This is a genomic window from Parachryseolinea silvisoli, from assembly GCF_021190955.1.
Taxonomy (GTDB): Bacteria; Bacteroidota; Bacteroidia; order Cytophagales; family Cyclobacteriaceae; genus Ohtaekwangia; species Ohtaekwangia silvisoli.
On the sequence record NZ_JAIOAO010000002.1, the window covers coordinates 1,297,660 to 1,314,131 of the forward strand.

A 16,472-nucleotide genomic window follows, 5' to 3' on the forward strand; every position below is an offset into this window, starting at 1 on the left:
ATATGACCCCTCAACTGATCAATCCGAACATGGGTGCTCCGCTTACGCAGCGGGGAGATCTGCTGATCGATAGCCAGGGGGTTACGTTTCCCCGGGTGAACGGTGCCTGGCGTTTTGTGAAGAGCGATAATTATACGGGGAGCTTCGGGTTTCAATGGAACCGTTTTGAGCGAACCCAGGTGGATCGCTTTCAGCGGCATTCGTCGCAGAGCTACGATCGGTTCTTCGCCGTCACGCGCTGGAACGAACAGGATTTGTCGGCACAAAACATTTTAGAAGTGGGCTCGGGCGCGGGCCGGTTCTCACAGGTTGTTTTACAGCATACACAGGCTACGTTGTATAGCGTGGATTATTCCGATGCCGTAGAAGCAAACTATCGCAACAACGGCAGCGATGATCGTCTGAATCTTTTCCAGGCGAGTGTCTATGAGTTGCCGTTTGCTCCCGGGCAATTCGATAAGGTGTTTTGTTTTGGTGTGCTGCAGCATACCCCAGACGTTAAACGCTCGGTAGCGAGCCTGATCCGGATGGTAAAACCGGGTGGTGAGCTGATCGTGGATTTTTATCCGGTAAAAGGATGGTATACGAAGATCCATGCGAAATATCTGCTGCGCCCGTTTACGCGCCGGATGGATCACCTCCGGTTGTTGAATCTTATTGAGAAACATGCAGACAGGCTTATCCGTGCGTATCGTTTTTTTGATCGCCTGGGGCTGGGCCGGATCGTAAACCGGTTTCTACCGGTCTGCGACATTCGCCGCACACTGCCGACGAATCTGTCGGAGGCGGAACTGCGTGAATGGGTGATATTGGATACCTTTGATATGTTCTCACCGCAATACGACCAGCCGCAGCGCCTGGAGACCGTTGCCAACTGGTTTGCGGAAGCGGGCATGCGCGAGGTGATTCCCTCGGTTGTGCGGTACGGCGATGGCAACGAAATCTATACAGTAAAAGGCATACGATAGCTTATGTGCGGCATTTCAGGTATTCTCTCGCCAGCGGGTGTAACGCGTGAGCGGATTGGGCAGATGACCACGGCCCTGGCGCATCGCGGCCCCGACGCACACGGCGTATGGGTAAATTCGGCTGCAACCATCGGCCTGGGGCACACACGGCTCAGTATCATCGACCTGAGCATTGGCGCGAATCAGCCTTTTTACTCGCGAGACAACCGGTATGTGGTGGTCTTCAATGGCGAAATCTACAACTTCCAGGCACTGCGCAACGAGCTCAACGAACGTCATGGCATAACGTTCCGCACGACGAGCGATACCGAGGTATTGGTCGAAGCGTTTGCCGTGTGGGGCAAAGGCGCTGCCGCCCGGCTCGAAGGCATGTTTGCGGCCATTATTGCCGACCAGCAAACTGGCAAGGTATACCTGTTGCGCGACCGCGCAGGTAAGAAACCCCTGTTCTATTTTCAGTCTGGAACGACACTGGCGTTTGCCTCTGAGATGAAGGCGTTGTTGCGCGACCCCGAGATACGACAGGCGGCGAAGATCAATCGCGACGTTTTTACAACTTTTCTGCACCTGGGCTATATACCCGGCCCGGCGACGATTTACGAAAATATTTTCAAGTTCCCGGCAGGGCATATCGGCGAATGCGATGCCTCACTGCGGATCTACGCCCGGCCCTATTGGCAGTTACAAGATCACTTATCGGATGTGATCCTGACGGATGCGGCGCAGGCGAAAGATACCTTGCGTACGCTGTTGCACGATGCCGTGGCGAAGCGCATGATTAGTGACGTACCGCTGGGCGCATTTCTCAGTGGCGGCACCGATTCGTCGCTGGTGACGGCTGTCGCGGCGGCACAACGGAGCACGCCCCTGAAGACCTTTAGCATTGGCTTTGAAGAAAGCAAGTTTGACGAAAGCCGGTATGCACGCGCGGTGGCCGAACACCTGGGCACAGACCACACAACTTATACGCTGTCTGAGAAGGAAGCGCTGGGTATAGTGGAAACCTATCTGCAACATTTTGACGAACCTTTTGCGGATACCTCAGCCATCCCCACCATGCTGGTGTCGCGCCTGGCGCGGCAGCAGGTAAAGGTGGTGCTGACGGGTGATGGTGGGGATGAGCTTTTTCAAGGGTATGGCGCATACACCTGGGCCAACCGCCTGGACCGGACTGGCATGGGACTGTTGCGTGTACCCTTCAGGGGAGTATTGAAGGCTGCCGGCACAAGCCGCCTGGAGCGCATTGGGCACCTGCTGGCGTCTCCCCTGGGAAATGAACGAAGTCATATCTTTTCACAAGAGCAATATTTCTTTTCACAGCAAGAACTGGATACGTATGCCAACGGGTTTACGCCCTTTCGCTATCAGGATGCCACGGATAGTAAACAGCGCTTTACAGCGGGCGAACGACAGGCGCTGTTTGACCTGGAGTATTACCTGTGTGACGACCTGTTGGTGAAGATAGACCGGGCATCGATGTATTATGCGTTGGAGTGCCGTTCGCCTCTGCTGGACCATCGCCTCGTCGAGTTTGCTTTCTCACTGGATGCTTCGCTGAAAGTCCGTGATGGACGCGCCAAGTGGCTCTTGAAAGAGCTGCTACGGGAATATATTCCGTCGGAATTGATAGACCGGCCCAAGTGGGGTTTTAGCGTGCCGCTGGCCACGTGGTTGAAAGGTGATTTGCGTTACCTGGTGGAACGTTACCTGAGCCCGGAGGCAGTAGCCGCCGCGGGGGTTTTGGATGCCGGTTATGTCAAGCAGTTGGTGAATGGCTTCTTTGGTGGGAAGGATTATCTCTATAATCGCCTGTGGGTATTGATTGTTCTGCACAAGTGGCTACACGATAACGGATAAGGCGATGGCCGAAAATGTATTATACCTTTCGTATGACGGCCTGACCGATCCGCTGGGACAATCACAGATATTACCGTACCTCGCGGGGCTGGCCGGGCTGGGGCATCGTATTTCCATCATTAGCTTTGAGAAAGACGATATGCTGGAAGCCGGTGGTGAACAGATACATCAGTTTTGCCGGAAGAATAATCTGACATGGTACCCCCTGCGGTATCATAAACAGCCGCCGGTATTTTCTACAGTGTACGACGTTTGGCGTATGCGGCAGCTGGCACACACATTGCACGCGCAAACGCCGTTTACGATTGTGCATTGCCGAAGCTATATCACGGCGCTGGTAGGGCGCTGGTTGAAGAATAAGCATGGCATACGGTTCATCTTTGATATGCGCGGGTTCTGGGCGGACGAGCGTGTAGAAGGAGGGCTTTGGAACCTAAGTAACCCATTGTACCGCCGTGTATATAATTTCTTTAAAAGACAAGAGCGCAAGTTTCTGCAAGATGCCGATGCGGTGATTGTGCTGACCATGGCCGCACGGGTGGAGATCCTTTCGTGGGGCGTGGACGATAAGATTACGGTTATACCCTGTTGTGTCGACTTGCAACTTTTTGATCGCGGGGCGGTGGCAACCTCGGATACCGACGCGTGGCGCACACAATTGGGTATACCACCCGGGGCCTATGTGCTGCTGTACCTGGGTTCCATCGGAACCTGGTACCTGTGGAACGAAATGGTTTTGTTCTTTAAACACCTTCAAAGAGAACATGCAAATGCTAAATTTCTTGTCCTCACGCCCGATGCCGACAAAATTATACCCCATGCTGATTTTATTGTCCGGACGGTGAGCCGGCAGGAGGTACCTGTCCTGATCAGTTTGGCAGATGCCTCCATCTGTTTTATCAAGCCATCGTTTTCGAAGAAGGGCTCGTCGGCGACGAAAATGGCCGAGGTGCTGGCGATGGGGGTACCTGTTATTACCAACCCTGGGTGGGGCGATGTGGCCTTTCTGGCAGATAAGCTTGATAGCCTGCTGGTGGTGGACCCGCACGCACAACAAACCCCTATTATTCCGGTATCATCCGGTCCGGTATCGCGTGCATTCTTTGATGACTTTTTCTCATTGGCCGAGGGGGTAAAGCGGTATAACGCGGTATATCGTGGGCTCGGCCACTAGCCGATCTTCTCTTGTACTTCACCTGCGTTTTATTCCTCTTAAATTATTATTAACAGCCGTTAGCCATAGAATTGCATTTTTCCCTTATTTTTGGCCAAATTTTATTTGGAAAACGAACCCTCGCTTATATTTATGATTAAGAACATCAAACTAGACGGTACGGATCGTAAGATCCTGGAAATCCTCCAACGTAATTCGAATATTACGAATGCACAGTTAGCCAAGGAGATCGGTCTGTCGCCAGCACCGACACTGGAGCGTGTGAATAAGCTGGAGACTTCCGGGGTGATCAGAAGTTATCATGCCGTGATCGACCCGGCCGCCGTAGGCTTAGGTGTAAGCACATTTGTGATGGCTTCGTTGAAGGGTCACAATAAAGAAAACATCAACAAGTTTATAACCGCTATCAAAGCAGTAGACGAAGTGGTGGAATGTCATCACATCACAGGCTCGGGCGACTTCATTCTGAAGATTGTGTGTGCCGACATTGCGGCGTACCAACAATTGATGTTGGACAAGGTATCGAATATTGAAGTGGTTGACAGCCTGCAGTCGATGGTGATCCTCTCTACCTTCAAAGACAGTAAATCGCTTCCAATACCGGGATAACAAGGAAGAAATATGCTTGCTGAAAAAAGTTTTATTCTCGATGCCGACCAGGTAAAGCAGAAGATTCGGCGCATGGCATTTGAGATCTATGAGCACAACTTCAAAGAAAAGAATGTCGTGCTTGCGGGAATCGAAGGGCAGGGATATGTACTGGCGAAATTGCTGGCGAAGCAGCTGGAAAGTATCTCGCCCCTGGAGGTCAAGCTAGTGAAGATCAGCATCGATAAAACGGCGCCGCAGCAAAGCGAGATCACGCTGGATTGCGACCTGAAGGATATACGTAAACGCAGTATTATTATGGTAGACGATGTGCTGAATACGGGGCGCACGTTTACATACGGTATGAAGCCGTTCCTGAGCATTGAAGTAAAAAAGATCGAGACGGCAGTATTGATCAACCGTAGCCATCCGCTTTTCCCTGTTCACGCCCAATATGTGGGGTATGAGCTCTCCACCACGATAAAAGATCACGTCGAAGTAGACCTGACAAAGGATACTATGGCGGTGTACTTACACTAGGCTTTTCTATTATTACTACCATCATGTCTGTTCACAAACAAGATATCAAGCGCATTACCACGCACCAGTTACAAGAAATGAAAAACCGGGGCGAGAAGATCGCGATGCTGACGGCCTATGATTACAGCATGGCCCAGCTGATCGATGGCGCTGGTATCGACGTCGTCCTGGTGGGTGACTCGGCCTCAAACGTAATGGCGGGCCATGAAACAACCTTGCCGATCACGTTGGACCAGATGATCTACCACGCTGCCTCGGTAGTGCGCGCCGTGAAGCGTGCGCTGGTGGTGGTCGACCTGCCGTTTGGTTCATACCAGGGCAGCTCGAGCGAGGCGCTTCGCTCGTCGATTCGCATCATGAAAGAAGCCGGCGCCCATGCTGTGAAGCTGGAGGGTGGCCATGAAATAAAAGAATCTGTTCAACGCATTCTCAGTGCAGGCATTCCCGTGATGGGCCACCTCGGCCTGACACCGCAATCCATCTATAAATTCGGAACGTATTCCGTACGCGCGAAGGAAGAAGCCGAGGCGCAGACGCTGCTGGAAGACGCCAAACTGCTGGAAGAATGCGGGTGCTTTGGTATCGTGCTGGAAAAGATCCCGGCAGTGCTGGCTGGAAAGGTGTCGTCGTCATTGCATATACCCCTTATCGGCATTGGTGCCGGGCCCGATGTAGACGGGCAGGTGTTGGTGATGCAGGACATGTTGGGCATTACGCAAGAGTTCAAGCCGCGATTCCTGCGACGGTATGCAGACCTCAGCAGCATCATTACCGGTGCTGTGGGAAAGTACGTCTCTGATGTAAAGTCCAAAAGCTTTCCGAACGCAGACGAGAAATATTAGGCTATAGTCCCTGTCGTGCCATCTCCCAGCCGAGCATACTTTTCTTGCGGGTAGGCTCCCAACGATATTCTCCCAATATACCGTCTTTGCGGATGACGCGATGACATGGTATCAGGTATGCCACATGATTGGATCCTACCGCAGAGCCTACGGCCTGCAGGGCCCGTGCGTTTTCAATCGACGACGCGATCTGTTGATACGTGGTGACATGTCCTTCGGGAATGCGCAGGAGGGCCTCCCATACTTTTATCTGAAAATTAGTACCCTTGACAAAGACATGTAGCTTCTTTTGCTGCGGCTGATCCTTTGCCGGAAAGATCTGTCCGATGAATGCCTGAGTAAGCTCCTGGTCCTGGTGGAACACTGAGTTATGCCAGTGTTCCTTCATGGCGTGCAAGGCTTGCGTGACATCTTCGTCTGCTTGTAGAAATGACATCCAGCAAATGCCGCGCGCCGTCACGCCGAGCAGGCAAAGGCCAAACGGCGTTTCGTGAAAGCCGTATTCAATGTGAATGCCGGCACCACGTTGTTTATACTCTTGCGGGGTAACAGCTTCCAGGGTTGTGAACAGATCGTAGACCCGTGATTGGCTGGAGAGCCCGGCAGACTCGGCGGCTTCCATCAGGTTACGCGACGCCTGTAGCCGGTCTTTCAGGAAATCGATCGTGAGAAATTGCAAGAAGCGTTTGGGGCTGATACCGGCCCACTCCGTAAAGAGGCGTTGGAAGTGAAAGGGGCTTACGCTCACTTCGTCGGCTACCTCACTCAGCTCAGGCTGACGTTTGAAGTGCTCTTCCAGGTAGCGAATGGCTTGCTCGATGCGCCGGTAGTTGATGTCGTCCTCGTGTGTCGTCGCCATAAAACAAAATTAGTGGTTTGTAATGACACAAAGGTCGCATGCGGCCCACGCCATCTCAACCCGCTTCTTGCGCATAAAAAGGCCCGGCATGTGCATGCCGGGCATTAGTTTACAGGTATTTATGACGTGGAGAGATTATTTCACGGCCTCGGCATGCTGGTCGATGCAGGCATCGGCACAGCGGTCGCACGCTTCGGCACACTGACGGCAGTGATCGTTGTTATGTTTTTTACACTCTTCGGCGCATAGACGGCAGGCCTCTACGCAGGAGGTGAGAAAGTGATTCGCGTTTTCCGAATCGCGCAACAGCAGGCGGGCGCCCAGTGTGCAAATGTCTGCACAGTCGCGGTCGGTTTCGATACACCGGGCCATCATGGCCGGGTCTTCTTCATACAAACAAGCGGCAGCGCAGGTTTCACAGGCCGCTGCACAGTCCAGCAGGATTTGTACCAGCTCGCTGTGCGCATGTTCCATAGTCTTTTTCTGGTCTTTCATAACAGCATGAGATTTTTAGTTCACCATTGGATATCTCTTGCGTGCGGAAAAAACCATACCCGCTTCGGAATTGCTATTATTGACCGCGGTATTCGGAAGGCGTGCGTTGGGTAATCTTCTTAAAGGCGTTATTAAATGCCGATTTGGAGCTATACCCTACCTGCAGGCCGATCTCTTCGACTTTGATGTGGGGCATTTCTTTGAGCAGACGCCGGGCCTCTTTAATCCGATATTCCGCGGTGAGCTCGGAAAAGCTCTTGCCGAGCCCTTCGTTGACGGCTTGTGACACCGCGTGTACCGAGGCATGCAACGCCTGGGCCAATCCCGGCAGGGAGAAGTCGCTGTTGAGAAAAGGTTTCTCTTCTGCCATCAGGCGCGTGAGTTTTTCGAGCAGCTCTTTTTGTGCGGCGGGTGTGACGCTCGAGTTTTTATACCGCGGCGCCTCGACCAGGCCGACCTGGTTAAAAAAGCCGGACTGCCGGATGATGTTGAAGCTTGTAAAGTACGCCGTCAACGAGAGGAACGCGGCCGACAGATGATCGCCGGTGTCAGCACGATAGATCAATTTTACCAGCAGGATGATGCCGAAGACCAGGCCCAGGTGCAGGATGCCCGCCCGCACTTTACGCAGCACAGGATTTTGGGTGTGTAGTAACGACTCCCGTTTTTGGCGAAATGCTTTTACCACTTCGACAACGACGAGGATACCGTATAGAAAGAGGCTGATGAGAAGTGTGGCGGAATGATTGTCGGTGACCCAAAACGGGCGAGGGTCGAAAGCGTAGTGCACTTCGCGGTACGGCAAGCCTGGGTGGTAAGATGAAATATAAGCGTTATACTTTTCATTCTCGGGTTGTAGCAGAAAGGGCAATTGCAGGAGCAGGTATATTACAGGAAATATGAAATGCAGGTAGGGGCGCTTGCCGGGGGTGCCATGAATGAGGCTTACCACCATGAGGTATAATGCGGGACCAATGAGGAATGCTGGCGCTTCTGAGAAGTCGACAAGGTGTAGCATGTGCCGGATGTAGCCGGTATACATCAGCAGGACTTCCAGCAGGCACGCCGCCATGGTCAGTAATAAAATGCCATGGTACAGATTGGCGGGTATCTTTCGGTTTTCGCGGGTCAGGAAAAAGAAGGACAGGAAGAGCGCCTGGACAATGCCCAGGAGGATAAAGACGGCGAAGAGGTCAACGCGATACGGCATTCGCGTTGCTAGCGGTTGATAACAAAATGTTTGAATCCCTGCCACTCGCCAGGCAGCACGTGTACACGGTCCACTTGCGCCAGGGGCGGCCCCTTGCGGCACCAGGTCAGGAACATAGTCAGGGTCATCTCGTCGCTTTCCGCTTCGACGTACACACTGCCGTCAGGCTCATTGCGGACAAAGCCCTTTACCCCGAGCGTGTCGGCCTGCTCTTTGGTAGAGGCTCTGAAAAACACACCCTGCACCTGGCCGGTTATTTTGATCGAAACATGCTTGACCATGACTTTTTTAGATTCATCGAATCTTAAATGTAATAAAATTTAAATTTCGGTGTCCGGATTGGGAAAGTTGGATCGTCATAAGGGCATTTAAACCAAAAACCAATAAACAATGGAAAAGTACATGTTCGTATTCATGGGTGACGACGCCAGCCGCCTTTCGCCCGCTGAACAGGAAGCCAGCATGCAAAAGTGGTTTGCCTGGGTGGACAAGCTTACCAAGGCCGGCCGTTACGTTGCCGGCGAAGCGCTGTTGCCGGGTGGGAAAACGATTGTTGGTACAAAAAAGACGGTGACCGACGGCCCGTTTGCCGAAGGCAAGGAAGTGGTCGGAGGCTTCTTTGTTGTCTACGCCAAAGACATGGACGAGGCTACGGAAATGGCCAAAGACTTCCCGGACTTCGAGACCGGGGGTGTCGTAGAGATCCGCGCGGTGCAGAAATTTGATATGTAGGTATGCGGAGAATACTGTTTGCCGTCCTGGCGGCGATGCTGCTGGGACGGTGCACTGGTCCAGCGGACGATGAAGGCAACGTGGCCATTGCCCGGAAGATGTTCGAGGCCTTTAATGCGCATCAGTGGGAAGCGATGGCTGGGTACTACAACGAGCCTGCATCGTTTTTAGATCCTTCGTTGGGCAAGGCGTATGTTGACCAGCACCGGGCGGATGTCGTGCGGAAATACGCGGAGATGGAACAGCTGTTTCCGGATATACAGGACCAGATCACGGGCATCTATCCTTCGGGCGATCGCGTGGTGGTGGAGTTTACGTCGACGGGTACTATGGGTGATAGTGTTTCTTTTTCGCTTCCGATCGTTACGGTGCTCACTTTTCAGGACGGTCACATTGTCAAAGATGCTACGTACTACGACCTGGAAAATCCATAAATTTATGGATGCAGGAATCTGAATCTGTACAGGAGAAAGTGGGTCATCTGTTCCGTCATGAGGCGGGGCGGATGACCTCTGTTCTTACCCGGCTGCTGGGTGTACAGGCTTGGGAGGAGGCGGAGGACATTGTACAAGATACGCTGTTGCAGGCGTTGGGTTCGTGGAAGCTCAAAGGCGTTCCTGACAATCCTTCGGCATGGCTGTACACGGTCGCCCGGCGAAAAGCCGTTGATAAACTGCGGCAGCGCCGGATGCAGGGGCAGCACCACACTGTGATCGGGCAGGCGCTTTACTCCGAATACACCTTATCGCCAGCGGTGCAGCAACTCTTTCTCGACAACGAGATCGAGGACAGTCAGCTACGAATGATGTTCGCCTGCTGTCATCCTTCCATCGCATACGAGGCGCAACTCGCACTGATCTTAAAAACGCTTTGTGGTCTTAGCGTAGGCGAGATTGCGCACAGCTTTCGTACCCATGAAGAGACCATTGGCAAACGGCTGTATCGCGCTCGCGAGAAGATACGGGAGGAAAAGATAGCATTAGAATTACCGCCGTCAGGTGCATTGCCGGCACGCCTGGACGCCGTGTTGCATGCGATCTATTTACTTTTCAACGAAGGGTATCATTCAGCACACCCGGATAAGCTGATCCGTCACGAGCTTTGCGCAGAGGCTATCAGGCTGGGGCTGCTGCTACTCAAGAATCCGGTTACGGCATTGCCGGGGGTATATGCACTGCTCGCGTTGATGTGTTTTCAGGCCTCGCGCGAAGATGCACGTACGACAGCGGAAGGGAGCATGATATTGTTGAAAGAACAGGACCGCAGTCGTTGGAATACGGCTTTGATCAAAAAGGCAGAATATTTTCTGGAGGTTTCGGCTACGGGCGAAGAAATATCCGCCTATCACGTGGAAGCCTCCATTGCGTCCTGCCACGCACAAGCAACGACATTCGGCGAGACTGATTGGAGCCGGATCGTGCAATTATACAACGTCTTAGAAACGATCAAGCCCGGTCCCTTCGTAGCATTGAACCGAGCGATTGCAATAGGTTATGCTTTCACACCAACAGCGGGCATAAATGCTCTGAGAGCCATACCTGATATGCAGAATGATTATTTGTGCCTGTCGGCGCTTGGTGATTTTTATGCAGCCGACCATGCATTTATAGAGGCTCGGTCGAGTTATGAGCGCGCATTGCAGCAGGTGCCGACAAATGCAGGGCGCATGTTGTTGCAGCATAAGCTGGCGGCATTACCCCTCGGCTAACAGCCGGTCAATTTCTTGCCGGATGGTGGCTTCCCGCTCAGCATAAGTACCGCGAACGAGTACATACGGAATGTCGCGTTGCTCCAGCGCTTGCCGGAAAACGGTAAACATTTGCTCCCGCTGATGACCCAGGTCGCGTAAGTCATCGGCTACCCAGGGGACGTCGATGTCGAGCAGAAAGTAGCACTCGTAGGATACCTGGCGCTCTAGGTCGTATAATATTTCTGGCACTACCTGGAGGTAGTGATTGGAGTATAATTGTGTCGTGATGATGTCGGTATCGCAGAACAATAGCTTGTTGGCGGTTTGTAGCTTCTGTTCAATGCGTGCGTGTTGAGCATGCCCAATTCGGATGATGTCGTCGACGGTGAAGTCATTGGAGGTGATGATCTCGCGCGCTACTTCGGGCACAAATTCTGTTTGGTAGTGTGCTGCCAGTCGTTGAGTGAGCGTCGACTTGCCGGTACTCTCAGGTCCATAGATGCAGATCTTTTTGACGAAGTACGGTCGCACGATGAGTGGTATATACTCCCAGTACCGAAAAGGGTGTTGCCGGATCGCCGTGGCCGATATGGGCACCTGAGTGCGTGGCGGGTCGAACGGTATATAGGTAGCACCAAGATTTATGGCAAAAGGCTCTCCGTAGGCTTCGGAACTGAAGAGGACGTCGATGGGAGGATAGGTCTTCAAAATGAATGTGCTCCATACTTTTGTTCGTTGCAGTAAGGGGAGTGATTCGTCGTCGAAGTCGTCTATGACGATGTTGGGTTTGATCGCGGGGTTGTCCTGACAAAGAGCTTGCAGCCAGGAGAAACGCAAGGCAGCGGGGATCGGGTCGTGCGGTGTATAGCTCATGGACACGATCAGCTCGTCGCAGTGCCCGGTGGCAAAGTGGATCAGGGCGAGGTGACCCTTATGTAAGGGCATGAACTTGCCAATGACCAGTCCGCGTTTCATGCAGGTGTCCGGCTATAACCGCGATATTCTTTGATCCAATGCCAAAGGCCAAACGCAGCGATGATGGTAAAACCGAAGTATAACACACTGTAGAGCATAACGCCCTTTATATAATATAAATAGGTGGCGACTACGTCTACAATGATCCAAATGATCCAGCACTCGATCTTTTTGCGGATCATGAAGAAGGTGGTGATGACACTCATGACGAGGATAAAGGAATCGGCATAGGGAAATGCGCTGGGGAGCGCAAAGACCAGCGGGAACCATTCATGCAAACGGGCTGCCAGGGCACCCAGGGCGGCCGTGCCGGCGATGGTGACAAGGCTGATGAGCATAAAATTTCGCCAGCCCATGTAGCTTACCTTCAATTCTTGTTTCCGGTCTTCCTCTCCCGGTTTGGGATGCGTCCACTGCCACCAGCCAATGGCATTGGTAACGAAAAAGAAAATTTGCAGGAACATGTCGGGATAAAGCTGCACCTGGTAATACAGAAAAAACGACAATACAACGTTTACGATACCGATGGGCCAGCTTAAAACTTCGGCGCGGGCGGAAAGCCATACAGCGATGGTGCCCGAGACGAATCCAAAGAATTCCAGGTAGCTCATACGGTAGCCGAGGAGCTCGAAGAAAATGTTGTCAATGCTAAAAAAGGACATGAATGCGTGCTGGAAAAAGCGTAATTTTGGAGGCTCAATATAGTGCGATATGCAAAGATTTGCGTGATTGGGCAGTTTCTTTTGTTTTTCTTCCGATCGAGTATGAAATACCTGAGTTGTTTGTTGGTGGCTGCACTTTCAGTTTGCCAGGCCGTGGGCCAGGATGTTACAAAGAGTTCTGGCAGAACATTGTTGAATGATCGAAACGAATGGTCAGAGGGTAGTATTTTGCTATCCGATAATACGGAGCTTAAAGGCATGGTGAAGTACGATGACCACGATGGAATTCTGTCGTACAACAATGGTGATAATACCCGGGCATTTGGTCCCCGCAGCGTATTGGGTTTTGAGTTCTTTGATAATTCGCGGCAGCACCAACGCATCTTTTACACGTTGGACTACGAGGCGCCCGACAATATTCGGAAACCATTGTTTTTTGAAGTGCTTCGTGAGTACAAAACGTTTGCGGTACTGGTGAAATTAGATCCGGTGCAAACAGAGAAAAAGGCAATATTGTTGCCGGGTCAGGCTTTTGACGGGTTCAGCGCCGTCAATCCTGGCGCAGGGACGTTGAAAAAAACAGTTGTGTCTCAAGTCGAAACGGTATACCTGATGGGAACAGATGGCGAAATAGAAGCTTACTTCAGAAACAGATTGGAACAGGATGGCTTCGCCTCTGCTACTTCGGGAAAAGATGATAAGGTGAAAGGTAAAGTCATCGATCGTGACCTGCTCGAAAAATATACCGGTCCTGAATTGTATGCGAAACTGACGGCGTACGCAAAGGAGAATGATCTCAAGTTTAAAACACTGGATGATTTATTGAAAATCCTCGACCACCACAAAGAACTGCTGAAAGCAACAGAATAAAGTTAGCGCTATATGAAAAAGCTCGCATGGTTGGTAGTATGTATTTTATCCGCATTTCCACTATTCAGTCAGCAAAACGCTAAAAAGAAGAAGTCGCAGGGCGAGACACTCCCCTGGTACGAAGGAAGTATTTTGCTCACTGACGAAACCCGGTTGGTGGGGCAGGTGCGATATGATGACCGGCATGGCGTGTTATCGTATCAGGACGGCGACGATTCGAAAGCATTTAATGAACGTCGTGTCATAGCGTTTGAGTTTTTTGATCAGGAACTAAAACAACGACGGCAGTTTATAACACTTCCTTTCGAGGAATCGGGACAACCATTTTTCTTTGAAATATTGAAGGAGCTTAAAACCTTTGCCATTCTGGTCAAAACAGATCTTTTAGAAATGAAGCAAAACAACGCTGGCGGAGGCAGCCCTCATATTAATGCCTCGGGCACTGCTGTCGCACCATCAACAATGCCCGGTAGTGTGAGGGCTACTCAGCTCGAGACGGTTTATCTTATGAGCAAGGACGGCGAACTCTTCCGGTTATTTAAAAGATCTGTCGATCATGATCCGGACGATCTGGTTCAGACTGACGGTGAAAATGATAGGGGTAAAGGTTTTTATGCGGATCACCTTATAGCGTGTATTGGTAAGAATCGTTACATGTTATTGGAAAAATATGCCCAGGAAAACAAACTATCTTTTAATCGAAAGAGGGACTTGGTAAAAGTAATGAATTATTATGCTCAGACGCTGGAGCCTAGTGATGATTAAAGCCGGATACATATATTCTTCGTATCCGTAAAAAACTTCAACGCTTCCCAGCCTCCCTCACGGCCTACGCCCGACTGCTTCATGCCGCCGAACGGCGTGCGCAGGTCGCGGTATAACCAGCAGTTTACCCAAATGATACCGCTCTTAACTTGCGCCGACACGCGGTGGGCTTTCTTCAGGTTCTCCGTCCAGATCGTCGCGGAGAGGCCATAGTCTGTAGCATTAGCAGCCTTAATCACTTCTTCTTCCGAGTCAAACGGCATCACAGTCACGACGGGGCCGAAGATTTCCTCCTGGTTCGTGCGGCATTGCTGCGGTAAGCCGGTAATAATCGTGGGGCCCAGGAAGTAGCCGTTTGCGCATTCGTCTTTCAGCAGTATACGTGTTCCGCCGGTCACGATCGTGCCGCCCTCTTTCTTCGCGAGCTCGATATACGACAATACTTTTTGCAGGTGCGCTTCGGATACCAATGCCCCCAGGTGTGTTCCATCTTGTAATGGGTTGCCCACCACTAACTTATTGGTTTGCTCGACAAAGGCCTCCAGGAATTTGTCATATATACTCCGTTCGACGAAGATGCGCGAGCCGCACAAACAAATCTCTCCCTGGTTTGAGAACGACGATCGTATGGAAGTACTCACGGCCTGTTCGAAGTCGGCGTCCGCGAAGATGATATTCGGGTTCTTGCCGCCCAGCTCTAATGAAAGTTTTTTGAATTGGGGGGCTGCGGTGGCGGCGATCTTCTTGCCCGTGGCCGTGCCGCCGGTAAACGATATAGCAACGATATCAGTATGTTCAATAATAGCTTGTCCGGCTTTGGCGCCGAGGCCGTGGACAATATTTAGTACACCTTCGGGCAGGCCGGCTTCCATGCACAACTGTGCGAAGAGGTATGCCGTCATAGGAGTAAGCTCTGAGGGCTTCGCTACGACCGTGCAGCCTGCCGCAAGGGCGGGCGCAATCTTCCACGTGAAGAGGTATAATGGCAGGTTCCAGGGAGAAATACAAGCTACGACTCCTATTGGCGTGCGTGCAGTATAATTCACAGCTTCCTCACCGGTGAGGTGTGCTTCGGTCGATGTATGCAGCGCGGCGGTAGCGAAGAACCGGATGTTGGCAGAGGCACGTGGAATGTCGAGCGTACGCGCCAGCTGTACAGGCTTGCCGTTGTCAATGCTTTCGGCAAGCGCCAGTTTGTCGAGGTCGCGGTCGATCAGGTCGGCGATGCGCAGGAGAATGGTCGATCGTTGTTCTGCTGGCATACCCGACCATGCGGGGAATGCTTTTTTGGCAGAGCCGGCCGCCTGCTTGACATCGCCCAGGTCTGAGTCGGGCACAAGACTGTATACTTCGCCGCGAGCGGGGTTGACGTTGTCCAGGTATTGATACGACCGGGGCTCGCAAAGTACGCCGTTTATATAGTTCAGAATTTTCTCCATGGTTATAAGCTGCCCGTGCGGCCGCCGTCTACAGGCACATTGATGCCGTTAATATATCCCGCTGCCGGCGAAGCCAGGAAGGCGACCGCGGCGGCTACTTCGTGCGGTTCGGAAATACGCCCGGCCGGTATTTCGGCCATCATCTCCTGTTTCGCTTCCTCAAAGCTCTTTCCTGATTTTTGCGCTTTGCTTTGGATCAGCCCTTCCAGGCGGCCTGTCATCGTAGCACCGGGAAGCACATTGTTGACCGTGATACCGAACGGCGCCAGCTCCACGGACAATGTCTTGGCCCAGTTGGCCACGGCACCGCGGGTGGTGTTGGACACGCCGAGGCCTTTAATGGGAATTTTAACAGAGGTGGAGATGATATTTATAATACGGCCGTATCCGTCGCGGCGCATGCCGGGCACGACTGCCTGAGTAAGCAGGTGGTTGCAAAGCAGGTGTGCAGAAAATGCCCGTACAAAATCGTCGGGTGTCGCGTCGAGCGCCGGTCCGGCCGGCGGGCCCCCTGTGTTATTTATCAGGATATGAACCGTTTGCGTGGCGACGTAAGCCTGTACTTTTTCCTGTAGTTTATTGGGTTGGCTGAAGTCGGCCACGATATAATCATGCTGTTGCCCCGAGTACACTTGTAGCTCGCGCACGACGGCCTGCAGCTTGGCCTCGTCGCGTGATACGAGGGTGATGCTGGCACCGAGGAGTGCCAGTTCGATGGCCGAAGCCTTACCAATGCCTTGGGTGCTACCGCACACCAGGGCTCGTTTGCCGTTTAAATCGAGGTTCATCGCGTGGTTGAAACGATC

The 16,472-nt window shown here is 52.2% G+C and carries 19 protein-coding genes; 11 read left to right on the forward strand and 8 right to left on the reverse strand.

The features are described 5' to 3' along the window. The first annotated feature begins 2 nt into the window (after positions 1-2). From K7P01_RS15405 to panB, 6 genes are all read left to right on the forward strand, one after another. A complete protein-coding gene (locus K7P01_RS15405) occupies positions 3-968 on the forward strand; it encodes a class I SAM-dependent methyltransferase (RefSeq protein WP_267294509.1) in 966 nt (321 codons plus the stop codon). Between the two features lie 3 nt (positions 969-971). After that, positions 972-2,825 carry an asparagine synthase (glutamine-hydrolyzing) gene (gene asnB / locus K7P01_RS15410; RefSeq protein WP_267294511.1) on the forward strand — a complete coding sequence of 618 codons (1,854 nt, stop codon included), beginning with the start codon at positions 972-974 and terminating at the stop codon, positions 2,823-2,825. Positions 2,826-2,829: 4 nt separating this feature from the next. After that, positions 2,830-3,999, forward strand: a complete 1,170-nt coding sequence (locus K7P01_RS15415) for a glycosyltransferase (protein WP_267294513.1) — start codon at positions 2,830-2,832, stop codon at positions 3,997-3,999. A 132-nt stretch (positions 4,000-4,131) separates the two neighbouring features. Further along, entirely contained in the window at positions 4,132-4,608 is a 477-nt protein-coding gene (locus K7P01_RS15420; RefSeq protein WP_267294516.1) for an Lrp/AsnC family transcriptional regulator, read from the forward strand. Positions 4,609-4,620: 12 nt separating this feature from the next. After that, positions 4,621-5,127 carry a phosphoribosyltransferase family protein gene (locus K7P01_RS15425; RefSeq protein ID WP_267294518.1) on the forward strand — a complete coding sequence of 169 codons (507 nt, stop codon included), beginning with the start codon at positions 4,621-4,623 and terminating at the stop codon, positions 5,125-5,127. 23 nt (positions 5,128-5,150) lie between these two features. Beyond that, positions 5,151-5,969: a 3-methyl-2-oxobutanoate hydroxymethyltransferase gene (gene panB / locus K7P01_RS15430; RefSeq protein ID WP_267294520.1), complete on the forward strand. Its 819-nt coding sequence runs from the start codon at positions 5,151-5,153 to the stop codon at positions 5,967-5,969. Position 5,970: 1 nt separating this feature from the next. Here panB and K7P01_RS15435 read toward each other — a convergent pair whose 3' ends face one another. The 4 genes from K7P01_RS15435 to K7P01_RS15450 form a co-directional block, all read right to left on the reverse strand. Further along, a complete protein-coding gene (locus K7P01_RS15435; protein ID WP_267294522.1) occupies positions 5,971-6,828 on the reverse strand; it encodes a methylated-DNA--[protein]-cysteine S-methyltransferase in 858 nt (285 codons plus the stop codon). Positions 6,829-6,963: 135 nt separating this feature from the next. Next, entirely contained in the window at positions 6,964-7,302 is a 339-nt protein-coding gene (locus K7P01_RS15440; protein WP_267294524.1) for a four-helix bundle copper-binding protein, read from the reverse strand. Positions 7,303-7,399: 97 nt separating this feature from the next. Continuing rightward, complete coding sequence (locus K7P01_RS15445; protein WP_267294526.1) at positions 7,400-8,533, reverse strand: AraC family transcriptional regulator; 1,134 nt, start codon at positions 8,531-8,533, stop codon at positions 7,400-7,402. Positions 8,534-8,541: 8 nt separating this feature from the next. Further along, entirely contained in the window at positions 8,542-8,814 is a 273-nt protein-coding gene (locus K7P01_RS15450; protein ID WP_267294528.1) for an acylphosphatase, read from the reverse strand. A gap of 109 nt (positions 8,815-8,923) precedes the next feature. On the opposite strand from K7P01_RS15450, the gene K7P01_RS15455 reads away from it, so the two are divergent. Genes K7P01_RS15455 through K7P01_RS15465 form a run of 3 tightly spaced genes read left to right on the forward strand, consistent with a single transcriptional unit; the run spans position 8,924 to position 10,973 of the window. Continuing rightward, on the forward strand, positions 8,924-9,265 hold the full coding sequence (locus K7P01_RS15455) for a YciI family protein (protein WP_267294530.1): 342 nt from the start codon (positions 8,924-8,926) through the stop codon (positions 9,263-9,265). Between the two features lie 2 nt (positions 9,266-9,267). After that, a complete protein-coding gene (locus tag K7P01_RS15460; RefSeq protein ID WP_267294532.1) occupies positions 9,268-9,699 on the forward strand; it encodes a nuclear transport factor 2 family protein in 432 nt (143 codons plus the stop codon). Positions 9,700-9,707: 8 nt separating this feature from the next. Further along, positions 9,708-10,973: an RNA polymerase sigma factor gene (locus K7P01_RS15465; RefSeq protein ID WP_267294534.1), complete on the forward strand. Its 1,266-nt coding sequence runs from the start codon at positions 9,708-9,710 to the stop codon at positions 10,971-10,973. Here K7P01_RS15465 and K7P01_RS15470 read toward each other — a convergent pair. Together K7P01_RS15470 and pnuC are read right to left on the reverse strand one after the other, a co-directional pair. After that, on the reverse strand, positions 10,959-11,930 hold the full coding sequence (locus K7P01_RS15470; RefSeq protein ID WP_267294536.1) for an AAA family ATPase: 972 nt from the start codon (positions 11,928-11,930) through the stop codon (positions 10,959-10,961). The genes K7P01_RS15465 and K7P01_RS15470 overlap by 15 nt on opposite strands. After that, entirely contained in the window at positions 11,927-12,592 is a 666-nt protein-coding gene (gene pnuC / locus K7P01_RS15475; protein WP_267294538.1) for a nicotinamide riboside transporter PnuC, read from the reverse strand. Before pnuC ends, K7P01_RS15470 begins: the two co-directional genes overlap by 4 nt. A 102-nt stretch (positions 12,593-12,694) precedes the next feature. Here pnuC and K7P01_RS15480 point away from each other — a divergent pair, with 102 nt between their 5' ends. Next, positions 12,695-13,462, forward strand: coding sequence for a hypothetical protein (locus tag K7P01_RS15480; protein WP_267294540.1), 768 nt, complete (start codon positions 12,695-12,697; stop codon positions 13,460-13,462). A 12-nt stretch (positions 13,463-13,474) separates the two neighbouring features. Continuing rightward, positions 13,475-14,227, forward strand: a complete 753-nt coding sequence (locus K7P01_RS15485; protein ID WP_267294542.1) for a hypothetical protein — start codon at positions 13,475-13,477, stop codon at positions 14,225-14,227. Here K7P01_RS15485 and K7P01_RS15490 read toward each other — a convergent pair. After that, the gene (locus tag K7P01_RS15490; RefSeq protein ID WP_267294544.1) at positions 14,224-15,666 is read right to left on the reverse strand and encodes an aldehyde dehydrogenase; all 1,443 of its coding nucleotides are present in this window, start codon (positions 15,664-15,666) and stop codon (positions 14,224-14,226) included. The two genes, K7P01_RS15485 and K7P01_RS15490, sit on opposite strands and share 4 nt — an antisense overlap. Before the next feature lie 2 nt (positions 15,667-15,668). Further along, positions 15,669-16,454, reverse strand: a complete 786-nt coding sequence (locus K7P01_RS15495) for an SDR family oxidoreductase (RefSeq protein ID WP_267294546.1) — start codon at positions 16,452-16,454, stop codon at positions 15,669-15,671. Between the last annotated feature and the right edge of the window lie 18 nt (positions 16,455-16,472).